Here is a 16,008-nt window from a genome sequence, read left to right on the forward strand (position 1 = left end):
AAAATATGTCTAAAATTTGGACCAAGAAACCGATGAGTGCTTTCGAAAACGATATGAAAAGCAGTCAGCTCAAAAGAGTACTCGGTAAATGGAGTCTTACGGCTATCGGGATCGGTGCTATCATTGGAGGAGGAATTTTCGTACTTACAGGTACCGGAGCTTACTACCATGCAGGACCCGCATTAGCCATTTCTTTTATCATCGCAGGGATTGCTTGTATTTTCGCTGCTCTATGTTATTCTGAATTTGCTTCCATACTTCCTGTGGAAGGATCAGCCTATGCCTATGCTTACGGGACGGTGGGAGAGATTTTCGCCTGGATCATCGGGTGGGGGCTCATCCTCGAATACGCAATGGGATCCATGACGGTAGCTGTTTCATGGTCAGGCTATTTTAATAAGCTCCTGAAAATGTTCGGCATTCATCTGCCCGAATATCTTACTTCCGACCCTGCCAGTTATACAGGTGAAGGTTTTTCAATGAATTTACCGGCTTTCCTTATTGTTTTATTCGTGATCGGGATCCTGATCAAAGGAACAAAAGAAGCTGCTAAAACCAATAATCTTATTGTAATCATGAAAGTTTCAGCGGTATTGTTTGTAATTATTGCCGGTGTATTCTTCATCAATACTGCAAACTGGGATCCATTTATCCCTGCACAGAAAATGGTGATGGAAGGCGATAAAATGAAAGAAGCATACGGTATCCAGGGAATTGTTTCCGGAGCGGCCGCCATATTCTTTGCTTACATCGGCTTTGATGCCGTTTCCACCCAGGCCGGTGAGGCCATCAATCCTAAAAAAGATGTTCCGTTTGCCATCATTGTTTCATTGTTGGTGTGTACAGGGCTTTATATTCTGGTATCTCTTGTTTTAACAGGAATGATGCATTATTCAGATTTTGATCCTCAGGGAAAATATCCGGACGCTATTAAAGCTCCCGTTGCTTATGCATTTGAAATTGCAGGCCAAGGCTGGGCAGGATACATTATTACCATTGCAGCAACCGTAGGTTTGATCTCTGTATTGATGGTAATGATCATGGGACAGTCGAGAATTTTCCTCGGAATGTCTAAAGACGGACTTATCCCGAAAATGTTCAGCGATGTACATCCGGTGAGAAAAACACCGGCTAAAAGTTTAATGCTTTTGGGAGTTGTGATTGCAACAATTGCTGCGTTAACGCCAATCAGTAAATTGGCGGATATGACCAGCTTCGGTACTCTTTTCGCTTTCACGATGGTGTGTGTAGCTGTTTGGATTCTTAGAAAAAAACAGCCGGATTTGCCAAGGTCGTTTAAAGTGCCGGCGTTGCCAGTTATTGCAACATTAGGAATCTGTATCAATTTGTATCTGATCTGGAATCTGAGCCACGAAGCTAAATACCTTTCCATGGGGTGGCTTGCACTGGGCGTTTTAATTTATTTTACATACAGCCTTAGAAACAGCAAGCTTCATAAAATAGGTTTTGGCGAAACTTTCAAAGCAGAACAGGAGCCGCTCGACAAACCGGATCTTGATCTTTAAAAAAAATATTATATCAGAAAATCCACAGTGCAATCTGTGGATTTTTTATTTTTGTTATCTATGAAAAAAATAATACCATTTTTACTGCTATTTTTTGGAATACTTGCATTTTCTCAGCAGATAGAAAGCTTTAAAACCATTTTAAATGATAAAATAAGCATTCGTGCTATACAGATTTATAACGGCAAAGTCTGGTACAGTGGTACAGATTCCAAATTCGGGTATGTAGATCTGAAAAATCCGGAAGATCAAAAACAGATTGCATTGTCGGATCAAAAGCTGCAGTTCCGCACACTGGCTAAGGATAGAAAGTATTTTTATGCCATTAATATCGAAAGTCCGGCTTATTTTTTTAAAATCGATAAAAAAAGTTTAAAATACCAAATCATCCATACCGATACAGAAAAAACAGCTTTTTATGATGCGCTTTCCTTTTCAGGAAAGAATGGGATTGCATTGGGTGATCCTTACGGGAAATGCATGAATATCGTAATCACAAGAGACAGCGGTAAAAGTTGGGAAACACTGCCTTGCGGAAGATCATTTGAAATAGGAGAGGGCGAAGCGGCTTTTGCCGCAAGCAATACGAATATTTTTATCCATAACGAAGAGTTCTGGTTTGTAACGGGCGGTAAAAAATCACGGCAGTTTTATTCCTATAAAATGGGCGAGAAGCTGTATGGAAAAGAAGTAAATTTTGTAAACGGAAGTTCTTCAACAGGAATATACACTTTAGACATTGATCCTGTATCAAGATTTGGGATTGTAGCAGGAGGAGATTATACGAAGCAGGAAGCCAATATCAATAACATTGCCACAACGAACAACGGCGGTGAAACCTGGCAGATTCAGGCTTCGGGAGAAAATGCAGGATATACAACCTGTGTTAAAATTAAACCTAATTCTAAAGGAAGAGATATTATCGCAGTTGGGGATCAGCATATCAGTTATTCATCGGATTTCGGGAAAACATGGAAAAAGATTTCTGATGAAAAAGGGTTTTATGTGTGTCAGTGGATTGATGAAAATACGGTTGTTTTTGCGGGAAAGGATAAAATTTCTTTAATGAAGCTTTTCTTTTAAATGCAAAAAGTATTTAGATTCATTATAAATTCCTAAAATGCATCCTAATATATTTCATGGTTAAAAATTCATCAGTTATGTGTAATTTTGCAGGATGAAACTTTGTTGAAAGTTCATTAAAATTTTAAATCAAAAATGAATTCTTTAATAGATAAATATAATATTCCCGGTCCAAGATACACTTCATATCCAACTGTTCCTTATTGGGATGAAAGCAGTTTTTCCCCGGAATCGTGGAAGCAGAGTGTCATCAGAACCTTTAATGAATCGAATGCAGAAGAAGGGATTTCTATTTATATCCACTTGCCGTTCTGTGAAGCATTGTGTACTTTTTGTGCCTGCCACAAACGCATTACCAAACAACACAGTGTAGAAATTCCGTACCTGGAAAGTGTACTGAAAGAATGGCAGCTTTATCTCAACCTTTTTAATGAAAAACCTAAACTGAAAGAGCTTCATTTAGGAGGCGGGACACCAACTTTCTTTTCTCCTCAGAATCTTAAAACATTGCTGGAAGGAATTTTTGAAACCGTGGAAATTGCGGAAGAGCAAGAATTTTCATTTGAAGGCCATCCGAATAACACTACAAAAGAGCATCTTCAGACCTTATATGATCTTGGGTTCAGGAGAGTAAGCTTCGGGGTGCAGGATTATGATTTTAAAGTTCAGAAAGCGATCAACAGAATTCAGCCTTTTGAAAATGTTCAGCGAGTAACGGAATGGGCCAGGGAAATCGGATACAGAGGAATCAGCCACGATCTTGTCTTCGGGCTTCCGCACCAGTCTTGGGAAGCAATGGAATTTACCATCCGCAAAACGATGGAATTGAAACCGGACCGGCTTGCTTTTTATTCCTACGCACACGTTCCGTGGGTGAAAGGAGTAGGGCAGCGAGGTTTTGATGAAAATGACCTTCCGAGCGGTGAAGAAAAACGCCGTTTGTATGAAGATGGTAAAAAACTATTGGAAGAATTAGGTTATATTGAAGTGGGAATGGATCATTTTTCGCTTGAACACGATGATCTTTATCAATCTTTGATTCAGAAAAAACTTCACCGGAATTTTATGGGATATACTTCCAGCAAGACTCAGCTGATGGTTGGGTTGGGGATGTCTGCTATTTCAGATTCATGGTACGCGTTTGCCCAAAATGTAAAAACGGTGGAGGAATACCAGAAAATTGTGGAAGAAGGACAGATTCCTGTGGTAAAAGGCCATATTTTAAATGATGAGGATCTTACCGTAAGAAGGCATATTTTGAATTTAATGTGTCAGCTGGAAACCACATTCGATATCAATAATTCTTTTCCTGAGCTTGAAAATGCTTTTGAAATGCTGAAAGAAATGCAAAAAGATGAATTGGTGGAAATCAACGGGAATCATATCCAGATTACGGAGAAAGGAAGAGCCTTTACGAGAAATGTAGCCATGGTTTTCGACCTGAGAATGATGAGAAACAAACCGGAAACGAGAATTTTCTCGATGACGATCTGATCTCTATGTACAGGAGATTTCTTTTGATATTTCTTTATCTGTATGCGCTGATTTTCAGTGCTGCAAAAACGATAAGAATGCCCAATCAATGGGCGCAGTCTCATTGGCTGGTAGATTACAGGTTCGGATTTATCAAAAGAGGTTTAGCCGGAGAGTTGTTTGGATTTTTATTTGAAAAAAATGCATTTTCCATTACGGTTCTTTCCATTGCAATATTGTCTGTATTGTATTTTTTAATCATAAAGATCGCTTTAAAAACGACCTGGAGCAACCCGAAAAGTTATTACAGGATATTATTTTTCGTCATTTTCCTGCTTTCCCAGTACATTATCTTTTCTGCGCATTTGATCGGGTATTTGGATCATGTTGTCTTTTTACTGACTATTTTGGCAGTATATCTTATTACAAAAAATAAATGGCTTCCGGCATCGGTTATTGCAGTTTTCAGCATTTTTATCCATGAAATTTCGGTTGTTTTGATGCTTCCTGTCTGTTGTTTTGCCATCATTGTCAATCAAATTCATAGAAGAGAATTTTTCATCAAAAATATTTTTTCACGGAATCTTTTAACGAAGCTCACCCTGTTTTTAATACTACCGTTTCTTACTGTGGTTTTCATTTCTTTTTATCAGGAAATCAACGGTGAAAATTACTATCCCCAGATATTTTCTTATTTAAAACAGTCATCAATTCCGGAGAATGTTTCCGACTCGGTTTGTTCGGCTTATACCAAAAGTTTTACCTACTATTTCAGTGAACAATACCAGCATTTCATTCAGCGGATTTTCATTTCAAAAGCAACGATATTTTACGGAATTCCTATTCTTTTTTCATTATGGATAATTTTTAAAGAATTTAAGCTGAAGCAGAATATCCAGCTGTTTGCTCTTCTTATTGTTGTTTCTGCTGTTCCGTTAATCTTACATTCTATTGCATATGATACCTATAGAATCTGGACTTTCCCCTACATGATTTTATTCCTCGGATTTTGGATTTTAAGCTTAAAATGTAGAGCAGAAAATATTCAGACAAAGCATGAAAAATTATCATGGTGGGAATCCCTGTTTTTCATTACAGCTTTCCTTTTTGTATCATTGGTTCCTGCGGTTTTGTTTGATGGCGAAACGGAGAGGTTTTCCATGATCATAAAATTAATCCTGATTCTGCCTATACTTCTGGTATTGTATTTTCTGAAAAAAGCTCCAGCAGAAACAGACTGAAGCTTTTCTTAAAAAAGGTTGGAATTTATTTTATAATTAATTTTTTACTGTAAGATTTCTGATTTTCAGAATTAAGGTGAAGGAAATATACTCCGGCAGGTATTCCTGAAATATTTAAACTGTTATCACTTTCTATTTTTGCATTTACCAATACTTTTCTTCCTTCAGGATTAGTTATGTCAACCGTTGTGTTTTTATCTTTAATACCTTCAATAAACACCTTTTTCGATGCAGGATTCGGATGAACTTTTATCTGTGACGAAAGACCATTTTCATTTGTACCTAAAGTTGAAGTCGTAACTCTGAATATTTTGCCGTTGTTCACTGCTGCAACGAAAAGCTCGTTTTGGCTGTTAATTCCGAAAGTTGAAAAATTATTTCCGGAAAATGCAGCTGACCAGGTAATGGAATTATCGCTGTTCATAATTCCGATCTGGGTGGAACAATAATCTGCAAAAATATATTTTCCCTGCAGGGCCGGATATTGTGTACCTCTGTAAACATAGCCTCCTGTAATCGAACACTTTCCACCGGAATGGTCATAAACCGCCACCGGGAAGGTCATGGTCGATTGAGCGGCACATCCGGATGTATTGTACGGGTCATTTCCTTCGTAGCATCTCCAGCCGTAATTGATTCCTGCTTGTGTAATAGGCATTTTGTTGATTTCCTCGATATTTTCCTGTCCGACGTCTGCAATCATCACATTTCCCGAAACCGTATCAAAATTAAATTTCCATGCATTTCTCAGTCCGTACGCCCAGACTTCATAAGCGCCATCAGTACCTACAAAAGGATTTCCCGGAGGAATATTGTATGGCCCTGTAGAATTGATGTCTAACCGTAATAATTTTCCCAGAAGGGAATTTTTATTTTGTCCGTTATTATTAGGATCGCCGCCGCTTCCTCCGTCACCTGTAACAATCCAAAGATAGCCGTCCGGCGCAAAATGAATGCTTCCTCCGTTGTGATTGGAAAATGGCTTAGGCTGATTTAAAATAATTTTTTCCGTTGCTGCATCTGCTACATCCGGATTGGAGCTTCTGGTGTATCTCGCCACCGTAATATTTCCGCTGGTATCATTGTAATATACAAAAAAATAACCGTTGACAGCATATTGCGGATGAAAAGCCAGCCCCAAAAGACCTCTTTCCCCACCGTAAGTAATCTTTGAGCTGATATTTAGAAAGTTAGATGAATTTACAATGCCGTTCGGCTGCACAATTTTAATGATTCCGTTTTGCTGAACAACAAATACTCTGCTGTCGTTAGCGTGGGTGATTTCTACCGGTGCGGTAAATCCGGTTGCAAATTCTTCCAGATTAATGCTTTGTGCATTAAAAATGCTAAAAGAAATTAAACCTGTGTAAAGAAGTAGTTTTTTCATAATATTTTGATATTTAGTATGTTAAATCAGAATGAAAATTTCATACCATAAAAAGATTATAAAATTCGTTACAATAGCATGAAAAAATTATTAAATCTTAAATAAAAATAAGAATGCCGATATATCTGAAAATAAATGATTTCTGTTGTTAAAAATTCATAAAATTCAAGAAAATGATTATATTTGCCGACTTAATTTAACGTAGTTATAACAAAATGCAAGGAAAAGGACTTATTACAATTGTTGCTATTGTACTAGGGTTGATTTGCTTAAACGAGCTATTACCAACATGGTACGCCAGCAAAATTGAAAAGCAGGCAACTGCTATTGCAGGAGACAATCCGGAGAAGTATCAGAAAGAAATCACAAGGCTTTCTAAAGATACGCTGAATCTTGGATTCACAAAACTTTATTACACCAAAGCCAAAGACAAAGAGATGAAACTTGGTCTTGACCTGAAAGGAGGGATCAACGTTCTTTTGGAGATCAACCAAAGAGATCTTGTGAATGATTTAACCAATTATTCCACAAACCCTGTTCTTATCGAAGCTTTGAACAAAACAGATGAAGTTCAGAAGAATTCCACAAGACCGTATATCGACAATTTCTTTGAGCAGTTCGATGCGGTAAACAAAGCAAAAGGTACCAACCTGAAGCTGGCAGATCCGGAACTTTTCGGAAATACCACGCTTACCGAGGTAAAGTACAATACGCCTGATGAACAGGTAAAAGCGATTGTTAGAAGAAAGATAGATGCGTCTGTAGGAACGGCTTTCGAGGTAATCAGAACCAGAATTGATAAGTTGGGTGCCATCCAGCCAAACGTTCAGAGGGTTCCGGGTACTGCAAGAATTTCTGTAGAAATGCCGGGAATGAAGGACATTGATAAAGTAAAAAAGATGCTTCAGACTTCTGCAAAACTTCAGTTCTGGGAAGTACAGCAGGCCCCTGAAGTTTATCCTTATTTTGAAACAGTGGCTGCAATGATCGCTGCAAAAGGTGATTCTATGGGCGTTGCAAAAAATGTAAACCTCACAAATATTTTGCAGAAAGGAAAATCGATGAATCAAAGTGCTGTAGGAAGTGTAAAATTGTCTGATACGGCTGTTGTAAATAAAATTTTAAACAGCAAAGTGGCACAATCCTTACGTCCTGCAAACATTAAATATACGCAGTTTATGTGGGGCTATAAGCCTGAAGCTACTGATGAAGAAAGCTTAGTATTATATGCCATCAGAGGAAATATCAACCAAAAAGCTCCTGTAGACGGAGCTGTCGAAACTGCAAATATCGGCTATGATGAACTGAGCAGAGTAGTGGTAGATATGCAGATGGACTCCAAAGGAGCCAAAGAATGGAAAACGCTAACCGAGAAAAATGTTGGCAAACCTGTTGCGGTAACGCTTGACGGCAGAGTTTATACTGCACCGAATGTTGTAAACGCAATTCCGAACGGTAGAACCCAAATTTCCGGTAACTTCTCTCAGGAGGAAGCAAAAGAGCTGGTGGACGTATTGGGAGCTGGTAAATTACCTGCCGGTGCAAAAGTAGTTCAGGCTACGGTGGTAGGTCCTTCTTTAGGTCAGGAATCTATTGATGCCGGTTTAATGTCATTCATGATCGCATTCGCAATCATTATCGTTTATATCATTTTCTATTATGGCGGAGCAGGTGTTTATGCAGTAATCGCAATGATCATCAACCTTTTCTATATTTTCGGGATTATGGATTCGGGAGATTTCACGCTTACGCTTCCCGGTATTGCGGGTATCGTTTTAACGATGGCGGTTGCAGTCGATACAAACGTTATCATTTATGAAAGAACAAAAGAAGAATTATTCGCAGGGAAAAGTATTCGTGAAGCATATAAAGACGGTTTCAAACACGCATTGAGCGCCATTATTGATGGTCACACAACAACTTTCTTAACGGCTGTTGTCTTGTTCTTCTTCGGAACGGGACCAATCAAAGGTTTTGCTTTAACCCTGATGATAGGGGTAGCAATGACATTGTTTACCTCTGTATTGCTTTCAAGAGTAATGATCTTCTCAAGATTAAATAAAGGAAAAGGGCTTTCCGTATGGACACCGGCAACGAAGAATCTATTCCGAAATACATGGATCGATTTCATCGGAAAAAGAAAATATACTTACATTTTCTCAGCTGTTTTAACGGTAGCCTGTATTATCTCAATCGCTACACACGGTTTCAAATACGGTATTGATTTTACAGGTGGTAGAAACTATGTCGTACGTTTCGACAGAGATGTAAAAGCAGAAGATGTTGAAAATAAACTTGCAGCTTTATTTAAGACGGAAGACGGCAAAAACTCTTCGGTAGAGGCAAAAACTTTCGGAAATAGCAATCAGTTAAAGATTTCTACCGATTACCTTATTGAAGACGAATCTTTAAAAGCAGACCAGATTATCGAGCAGAAATTATATGAAGGATTGAAATCTGAATTACCTGCAGGAACAACGTTAAGAGATTTCAAATCTGCAGATAAAGAGCATGCAGGAATTATTTCTTCCGAGAAAGTAGGGCCTTCTGTTGCAGATGATATCAAAGTTCACGGATTGTATGCGGTACTGGGAGCATTAGGAATTATCTTTATCTATATTTTATTACGATTCAGAAAATGGCAATTTTCGCTTGGTGCGGTTGCAGCATTGTTCCACGATGCGGTAATTATTTTAGGAGCGTACTCACTGCTTCACAAATACATGCCGTTCAATATGGAGATCAACCAGGATTTTATCGCTGCAATCCTTACAGTATTAGGTTACTCCATTAACGATACGGTAATTGTCTTCGACAGAATCAGGGAATATTTAAGAGAGAAAAAATCATTAACATTAGCAGGATTATTTGATGATTCAATCTCCAGCACACTGGGTAGAACATTCAATACCTCATTTACTACGATCTTAGTTATTCTGGCCATCTTCATTTTCGGTGGAGATAACCTGAGAGGATTCATGTTTGCAATGTTAATCGGTATCGGTTTCGGTACCTATTCATCCATCTTCGTTGCGTCGGCAATTGCTTACGACTTCCTGAAAAAAGGAAAAGAAGATGAAGTTCATGGTAAATCAACCACCAATAAAGAAGTACTTGCTTCCAAATAATAAGTAAACTACAATAAATAAGAAAAGCCTTTCAATTGCGAAAGGCTTTTTTGTTTGCTGTATCGATTGATGATTGCTACTGTTTTATTCTTTAAATTATCACTCCAAACCCTCCAACTCTTCAATTCAATTAGAAGCTTTTCCTGCTCTCACTACTCGCTTTTTCTATTTTTCCTTTGTTGCGGCGGCGGAGCCGCCGCCGCAACAAAGGAAAAATAGAAAAGAGCTCAAACATACCGTTCGATCAGGGCTATGGTGAATCAGCAGTTTTCACTGATCGTAAGCAGTAATAATAGCCACAGATTATAAATATTAAAAAAATAAGTTAAAATTCACCTTTTATCATTCACGATTCACCTTTATCGTTAGCTTTTCATTCCATGCAATTTAGAATCATTATTTTTATGGATTTGATTATTTTTGCACCATTATGGAAAACTCAAGGAAAAAAGCTGCGATGAGCTTCATATTCATTACGTTGTTAATTGATATTACGGGATGGGGTATTATCATTCCTGTTGTTCCTAAGCTTATTGAGGAGCTCATTCACAGCGATATAAGTGAAGCTGCCAAATACGGAGGCTGGCTTGGATTTGCATATGCGTTCACACAATTCATATTTTCGCCGGTGGTAGGAAATCTGAGCGATAAGTTCGGAAGAAGGCCGATCATTCTTATTTCGCTTTTCGGATTTGCCATAGACTATATCCTGCTTGCTTTGGCGCCTACCATTGTATGGCTGTTTATCGGGAGAATTATTGCAGGGATTACGGGGGCAAGCGTTACCACGGCAAGTGCTTATATTGCAGATATTTCCACAGATGAAGACCGTGCTAAAAATTTCGGGTTGATCGGAGCCGCTTTCGGACTTGGGTTTATTATCGGACCAGTGCTGGGCGGGCTTTTAGGGCACTACGGAGCCAGGGTTCCGTTTTATGCGGCAGCTGGGTTATGCTTGTTGAATTTCCTGTATGGCTACTTCATTCTTCCGGAAAGCCTTGATAAAGATCAAAGAAGAGAATTCAACTGGAAACGCGCCAACCCGATCGGGTCTTTTAAATTTTTAGGCAAGCATCCTGAAATTTCGGGCTTAATCGTTTCCTTAATTTTAATTTATATTGCCGGACATGCCGTTCAAAGCAACTGGAGCTTCTTTACCATGTATAAATTCAGCTGGAATGAAAGAATGGTAGGAATTTCTTTAGGTGTTGTCGGTCTGTTGGTAGGATTGGTTCAGGGCGGCCTCATAAGATGGACAACCCCAAAGTTGGGTGAGCAGAAAAGCATTTACTACGGATTAACACTCTACGCAATTGGAATGCTCTTGTTTGCATTTGCTACCCAGGGATGGATGATGTTTGTTTTTTTAATTCCTTATTGTTTAGGTGGAATCTGCGGACCAGCACTTCAATCGGTAATCACGAAAAACGTCCCTTCCAACGAGCAGGGAGAACTTCAGGGAGCGCTCACCAGTCTCATGAGCGCAACGGCAATTATCGGCCCGCCAATGATGACCAATTTATTTTATTTCTTTACGCATGATGATGCACCATTTAAATTTTCGGGAGCACCTTTCTTCCTTGCTTTTATTTTAATGGCCGTAAGTGTCATCATTACGTATTTTAATTTTCAGAAAAAGGGAATAAAAAAAGAAAAAATTTAGGTTAAATATAGAAACAAATCTCACCTCAGGTTTGTTTTTTATTTTAAAGCAATGTACTATTGTCAATTATTTATCAGATTTAAACTTAATATTTTATTAAAACTTGATAATACGTATTGAGATTCACTTATCTTTTGTAATTTTGTAATATGGAACTAAGCATTGGAGAAATGGCACTCATTGCCGTGGCAATCGTAGTATTATTCGGCCCGGATAAACTTCCCCAAATCGCCCGCGATCTGGGTACAGGGGTAAGGAAAATGCGTGGTGCAGTAGAAGACATCAAAACCGAGATCATGAAAGAAACGGATAATCCCGTTTCTGAGATCAAGCGTGAGATTGAAAAGGTAAAAGATGCTGCAAAAGATTTTAATCCAATGAAAGATGCTCAGAATAATATTCTTACTGACTCGACTCCTTCAGATGAACTTCCAAAACCAAAACCTTCTGAGGATGAAACCTACGAAGGGCCTGTAAGCAGATAACCGATGGAGGAAATTGTTCAGGAAGATAAAAAAGTCTTTTTATTTCTTAATAATTTAGGAGATTCATCCTTTGACCAGTTTTGGCTTTTGGTTTCCAGCACTTGGATCTGGGTTCCGCTTTATATTATTTTCTGCTACTTTCTGTATAAAAATTATAAGCTGAGATCATTGATTTTTATTCTGGTATTTGTTGCGATAGGCGTTACTGTATCAGATCAGCTTGCCGGTGTTTTTAAACATGGCATAGAAAGGCTTAGACCTTGCCACGATCCTTCTTTACAGAGTTACATGAGGATTGTAAAATGTGGCGGAAAATTCGGGTTTTATTCTGCCCATGCTTCCAATACATTCTTTTTGGCGGCTTATTTAAGTATTTTGTTAAAAAAGAAGATTAAATGGTTTCCTTATGCTATATTTGTCTGGGCTGCCATGATATCGTACAGCCGCATTTATTTAGGAGTGCATTTCCCGATAGATATTTTGGTGGGGGCGTTTGTTGGAACTTTATTGGGAGTGATATTTGCTGCACTCGCCAGAAAAGTGATCAACAAACAAAATATAACCTCATGAGAAAAACTCTATTTTTTTTAGCTTTAGCATGTTCTACAGTATCGCTGCAAGCCCAGGATAAAAAAATCGCCGAAGATTGTTTCCGTAAAGCAGACTACAAATGTGCGGAAGAAGAATATTCTAAATTGGTTCAGACTGAAAAAATCCAGAAATTTAAATCAGAATATTACAATTACCTGGGTACTTCGCAAAGAAGGCTCGGTAAAACCAATGCCGCTTTCAAATCATATGAATCTGCATTAAAGGCTGATCCCATGTCTGCGGCAGTGTATGCCAATTTAGGTTCGATTCATGGTCAGAAAGGAAACAAACAGGCTGCACTGGAATACCTTAATCAAGGCCTTAAGCTTGAGCCGGAAAATGCAGACATGTACCTTACCCGTTCTAAAGTCTATGAAAATTTAGGAAAGAAAGATTTGGCGGCAAAAGATTTAAACCAGATCTTAAGTTTCGCACCGGATAATATTTATGCAAGAACCGGACTGGCCAACCTTAAAAAGAACAGCGGTGATCTTGAAGGAGCATTGAAAGACTATAACCAGCTAATTTCAGAAAAACCTGAATCTCTGCTTTACAGTGGAAGAGGAGATGTTTATTTTAAACTGAAAAAAAATAAGGAAGCGCTTGCGGACGTCAATAAAGCAATTTCAATCGATCCAAAATTTGCCCCGGCCTACGTGAACAAAGCATTAATTTTATTCGAAACGGCAAAGCCGAAAGAAGCTTGTGCAAGTCTCGATAAGGCGGTCAGTTTAGGCTACGAAAAGCCTTTGCTGATGGATTATTATTCTAAATGTGAAGTCAAGAAATAATTTACTGTAGTTTTTTTGGTTTCGGCGGCTTCGCCGCCGAAACCAAAAAAATTCCCAAAATAAAAAAAGCTCAAATCAGTCATTATGATAAGGTTTTCCCTGCAAGATCTGATCTGCGCGGTACAGTTGCTCTGTAATAAAAAGCCGGATCATCTGATGTGTAAATGTCATTTTCGATAACGATATTTTCTCGTTGGCTCTGCCGTAGATCTCCTCCGAAAAGCCATATGCACCACCAATCAGAAGATGAATTTTTTTCACCGAAGAATTCATCCAACTATCGATTTTCTGTGAAAATTCCCGACTGCTGAACTGTTTGCCCTTTTCATCAAGAATCATTACCAGATCGGTCCGGTCGATGTAATTCAGAAAAAGTTTTGCCTCTTCTTTCTTTAAAAGCTCTGGAGAAAGATTTCTGGCATTCTTCACATCCGGAATTTCAATGATTTCAAAATTCCAGTGTTTAGGCAGTCTTTTTATGTAATAACTGATCAGGGAAGTAATTTCCTTATCATCCGTTTTACCGATACAAAGCAAGTTAATCTGCATTTCTTCCAATTAAACTTCAAAGATATTTATAAATCAACAGAATTCATAATGTTGCTTTCGCTGCACAGGCGAAGTCTGAAAAAAATCATTAATTTTGTACCACACCGTTCCTATGAAAATATCAGTTTTATCTTTTCTGTTTTACTTTTTCCCATTAATTTCTTTTGCACAGGAAATTAATGAAAGTGATGAAGCACGATATCTGGAAGAAGACAAAAAGAAAATTTCTGTTGTGGGAGGGATGAGTTACCTGCATAACTCATTTGGCTTGTTGTATGAGGGCAGGATTTTTCGATTAAGACCAAATGATGCATTGTATACAGAGTTTTTCCTGCGATACAGATGGCTTGATCTAAGTTTTTCATTTGCTCCGAAGCTCACCAACATCAATAATGACGATCCTGAAAAAGGAAAAACCAAATATTTTAATTTTGGATTTACATTTTTTTTAAGTCCGAAAATCCGGCAAAATCTTTATTTTAGCCAGATAAAAGGCCTTTATTTTCAGGATACCAAAGAATTTTTTCGTGTGCTGTACGGAAATGACTATAATGAAGAGGGCTACCTACAGTTTCCAGACGCAAAATACCGCTCTTTTAAAGGAGAAACAAGCTATCTCTGGAAGGGAGATAAGTCAGATTACAGAAGTTTTAATAATATGACCTATCAGCCGCTGAAAGATGTTTTTGTAATAAGCACAGGGCTGTTTTACCAGTACAATGTTCTCAGTGACATGAATAAAACAATCTATCAGGGAAATACTTTTACTGAAATTGATAACAGTCCGTCCAAAGATTTCAGGATTGCTTTACGATCGGGAGTCGGTGTTCAGGAAAAAATTAAAAACTGGTATGTCATATTGGAAATTTATCCGGAAATTTATTATGCAAAAGTCATAGACGAAGATTTTCATGAATTTAATATCGGAGGATATGGTAACGGGCGGGTAGGCTACGACAACGGGAAGTGGTTTTTCGGGGCCGGGGCACAGCTTAACCTGATTAACAGTTCCAACGAAAATTTCTACTCTGCTACACAATGGCTGTTCCGTGCAGGAATTGGTTTTCGGTTTAATTCCCCTACATTTGTAAACAGAAACTTTGATAAGATAGAAAATATTTTAAAATAGCATGGGTCTGAAACTTCCGAAATTTATACTTAAAATTCAAGAATTTTTTGATGATATACACATTCCCCTGTTGGGAATATCGCTGTGGCAGATGTTTCAGATTTATATCAGAGGGATTTTTAAAGACAAAATAGGAAGAAAAGCAGCGGCAATTTCCTGGAGTTTTACAATCAGTTTATTTCCTTTCATTCTCTTTATCCTTTCGGTAATACCTTATATGCCACATTATGAAAAACTGCAGTATTATATTTTTGATGTACTGATGCATAATGTTTTCCCGGCAAGCATGGAAGGAGATGTCCGAAGTTATATTGAAGCAAGTATTATCCCGAATATGAAGGGAATCAGTAACCTGACGATCGTTCTTGCCCTGATTTTTGCCACCAACGGTACATTTTCCCTCATCAGCGGATTCAATGAAAATACACGCGAAAAGATGAGCGATGTTAAAGAATTTATTCTCTCATTTTTTATTACCATCGGTTTTGTATTGATTGTTTTTCTTGCATTGTTCGGGGTTTATTATTCCGAGGTAGTACTCAAGCAGTTTACGCCTGTGTATGATGTTTCATGGCTGGTTAATAACCTTTCTGAAATTATTGGTTTTGTATCTTTTCCATTATTTTATTTTATTCTTCTCACGCTTTTTTACTGGTTGGGAACCGTGAAAATTGCAAGATTCAGGCAGGCTATTCCCGGAGCTATCTTAACAACAGTGTTATTTGTGTTAACGACCTATCTGTTTGCATTATACATAAAAAATATTGCAAGGTACAACGTGCTTTACGGATCGATCGGAAGTATGATTCTTCTGATGATCTGGGTAAATGTAAATGTTTACCTTCTCCTTTTCGGAAATGAACTGAATATGGCCATCAGAAAACTAAGGATCGAAAAATTATTATCTGACGAGTTGAAAAAAACAAGAAGTCAAAAAAATGATGCTCATGAGAATAAATAAA

12 protein-coding genes and 1 pseudogene are annotated in these 16,008 nt (G+C 38.0%); 11 read left to right on the plus strand and 2 right to left on the minus strand.

Features of this window, described 5'->3' with window-relative positions; genetic code table 11:
• Window positions 1–5 precede the first annotated feature (5 nt).
• The 4 genes from SOP96_RS14165 to SOP96_RS14180 all read left to right on the plus strand — a co-directional run bounded on the left by SOP96_RS14165 (window position 6) and on the right by SOP96_RS14180 (window position 5,323).
• Entirely contained in the window at window positions 6–1,526 is a 1,521-nt protein-coding gene (locus SOP96_RS14165) for an APC family permease (RefSeq protein WP_326321583.1), read from the plus strand.
• A 60-nt stretch (window positions 1,527–1,586) separates the two neighbouring features.
• Window positions 1,587–2,609 carry a beta propeller repeat protein gene (locus SOP96_RS14170; RefSeq protein WP_326321584.1) on the plus strand — a complete coding sequence of 341 codons (1,023 nt, stop codon included), beginning with the start codon at window positions 1,587–1,589 and terminating at the stop codon, window positions 2,607–2,609.
• Between the two features lie 135 nt (window positions 2,610–2,744).
• Complete coding sequence (gene hemN / locus SOP96_RS14175; RefSeq protein WP_326321585.1) at window positions 2,745–4,103, plus strand: oxygen-independent coproporphyrinogen III oxidase; 1,359 nt, start codon at window positions 2,745–2,747, stop codon at window positions 4,101–4,103.
• Window positions 4,104–4,180: 77 nt separating this feature from the next.
• The gene (locus tag SOP96_RS14180) at window positions 4,181–5,323 is read left to right on the plus strand and encodes a hypothetical protein (protein ID WP_326321586.1); all 1,143 of its coding nucleotides are present in this window, start codon (window positions 4,181–4,183) and stop codon (window positions 5,321–5,323) included.
• Window positions 5,324–5,348: 25 nt separating this feature from the next.
• Here the strand turns inward: SOP96_RS14180 and SOP96_RS14185 are convergent, their stop codons facing one another.
• Complete coding sequence (locus SOP96_RS14185; protein ID WP_326321587.1) at window positions 5,349–6,710, minus strand: PQQ-dependent sugar dehydrogenase; 1,362 nt, start codon at window positions 6,708–6,710, stop codon at window positions 5,349–5,351.
• A 215-nt stretch (window positions 6,711–6,925) separates the two neighbouring features.
• Between SOP96_RS14185 and secD the strand changes: the two genes are divergently transcribed.
• The 5 genes and pseudogenes from secD (at window position 6,926) to SOP96_RS14210 (ending at window position 13,368) form a co-directional block, all read left to right on the plus strand.
• Entirely contained in the window at window positions 6,926–9,838 is a 2,913-nt protein-coding gene (gene secD / locus SOP96_RS14190) for a protein translocase subunit SecD (protein ID WP_326321588.1), read from the plus strand.
• Window positions 9,839–10,259: 421 nt separating this feature from the next.
• A pseudogene (locus SOP96_RS14195) lies at window positions 10,260–11,501 on the plus strand (TCR/Tet family MFS transporter); the annotation flags it as partial.
• Window positions 11,502–11,650: 149 nt separating this feature from the next.
• Window positions 11,651–11,986, plus strand: a complete 336-nt coding sequence (locus SOP96_RS14200; protein WP_326321589.1) for a Sec-independent protein translocase subunit TatA/TatB — start codon at window positions 11,651–11,653, stop codon at window positions 11,984–11,986.
• 3 nt (window positions 11,987–11,989) lie between these two features.
• Window positions 11,990–12,556: a phosphatase PAP2 family protein gene (locus SOP96_RS14205; protein ID WP_326321590.1), complete on the plus strand. Its 567-nt coding sequence runs from the start codon at window positions 11,990–11,992 to the stop codon at window positions 12,554–12,556.
• Window positions 12,553–13,368 (plus strand): tetratricopeptide repeat protein, encoded by an 816-nt coding sequence (locus SOP96_RS14210; protein WP_326321591.1) that lies wholly within the window; start codon window positions 12,553–12,555, stop codon window positions 13,366–13,368. The genes SOP96_RS14205 and SOP96_RS14210 overlap by 4 nt, the downstream gene beginning before the upstream one ends.
• A 75-nt stretch (window positions 13,369–13,443) precedes the next feature.
• On the opposite strand, the gene SOP96_RS14215 is transcribed toward SOP96_RS14210, so the two are convergent.
• Complete coding sequence (locus SOP96_RS14215; protein ID WP_326321592.1) at window positions 13,444–13,917, minus strand: 23S rRNA (pseudouridine(1915)-N(3))-methyltransferase RlmH; 474 nt, start codon at window positions 13,915–13,917, stop codon at window positions 13,444–13,446.
• A 112-nt stretch (window positions 13,918–14,029) separates the two neighbouring features.
• Here SOP96_RS14215 and SOP96_RS14220 point away from each other — a divergent pair, with 112 nt between their 5' ends.
• Together SOP96_RS14220 and SOP96_RS14225 are read left to right on the plus strand one after the other, a co-directional pair.
• Window positions 14,030–15,046 (plus strand): DUF4421 family protein, encoded by a 1,017-nt coding sequence (locus SOP96_RS14220; RefSeq protein WP_326321593.1) that lies wholly within the window; start codon window positions 14,030–14,032, stop codon window positions 15,044–15,046.
• 1 nt (window position 15,047) lies between these two features.
• On the plus strand, window positions 15,048–16,007 hold the full coding sequence (locus SOP96_RS14225; protein ID WP_326321594.1) for a YihY/virulence factor BrkB family protein: 960 nt from the start codon (window positions 15,048–15,050) through the stop codon (window positions 16,005–16,007).
• The last annotated feature ends 1 nt before the right edge of the window (window position 16,008 follow it).

This window comes from Chryseobacterium salviniae (assembly GCF_035819015.1).
In the GTDB taxonomy this organism is placed as follows: Bacteria; Bacteroidota; Bacteroidia; order Flavobacteriales; family Weeksellaceae; genus Chryseobacterium; species Chryseobacterium salviniae.

Excerpts from the sequence above, each read along its gene's own strand:
- SOP96_RS14165 (WP_326321583.1), top strand. The coding sequence starts at position 6 with ATGTCTAAAATTTGGACCAAGAAACCGATGAGTGCTTTCGAAAACGAT.
- SOP96_RS14205 (WP_326321590.1), top strand. The coding sequence starts at position 11,990 with ATGGAGGAAATTGTTCAGGAAGATAAAAAAGTCTTTTTATTTCTTAAT.
- SOP96_RS14215 (WP_326321592.1), bottom strand. The coding sequence starts at position 13,917 with ATGCAGATTAACTTGCTTTGTATCGGTAAAACGGATGATAAGGAAATT.
- SOP96_RS14225 (WP_326321594.1), top strand. The coding sequence starts at position 15,048 with ATGGGTCTGAAACTTCCGAAATTTATACTTAAAATTCAAGAATTTTTT.
- SOP96_RS14180 (WP_326321586.1), top strand. The coding sequence starts at position 4,181 with ATGCCCAATCAATGGGCGCAGTCTCATTGGCTGGTAGATTACAGGTTC.
- SOP96_RS14210 (WP_326321591.1), top strand. The coding sequence starts at position 12,553 with ATGAGAAAAACTCTATTTTTTTTAGCTTTAGCATGTTCTACAGTATCG.
- hemN (WP_326321585.1), top strand. The coding sequence starts at position 2,745 with ATGAATTCTTTAATAGATAAATATAATATTCCCGGTCCAAGATACACT.
- SOP96_RS14170 (WP_326321584.1), top strand. The coding sequence starts at position 1,587 with ATGAAAAAAATAATACCATTTTTACTGCTATTTTTTGGAATACTTGCA.
- SOP96_RS14200 (WP_326321589.1), top strand. The coding sequence starts at position 11,651 with ATGGAACTAAGCATTGGAGAAATGGCACTCATTGCCGTGGCAATCGTA.
- secD (WP_326321588.1), top strand. The coding sequence starts at position 6,926 with ATGCAAGGAAAAGGACTTATTACAATTGTTGCTATTGTACTAGGGTTG.
- SOP96_RS14220 (WP_326321593.1), top strand. The coding sequence starts at position 14,030 with ATGAAAATATCAGTTTTATCTTTTCTGTTTTACTTTTTCCCATTAATT.
- SOP96_RS14185 (WP_326321587.1), bottom strand. The coding sequence starts at position 6,710 with ATGAAAAAACTACTTCTTTACACAGGTTTAATTTCTTTTAGCATTTTT.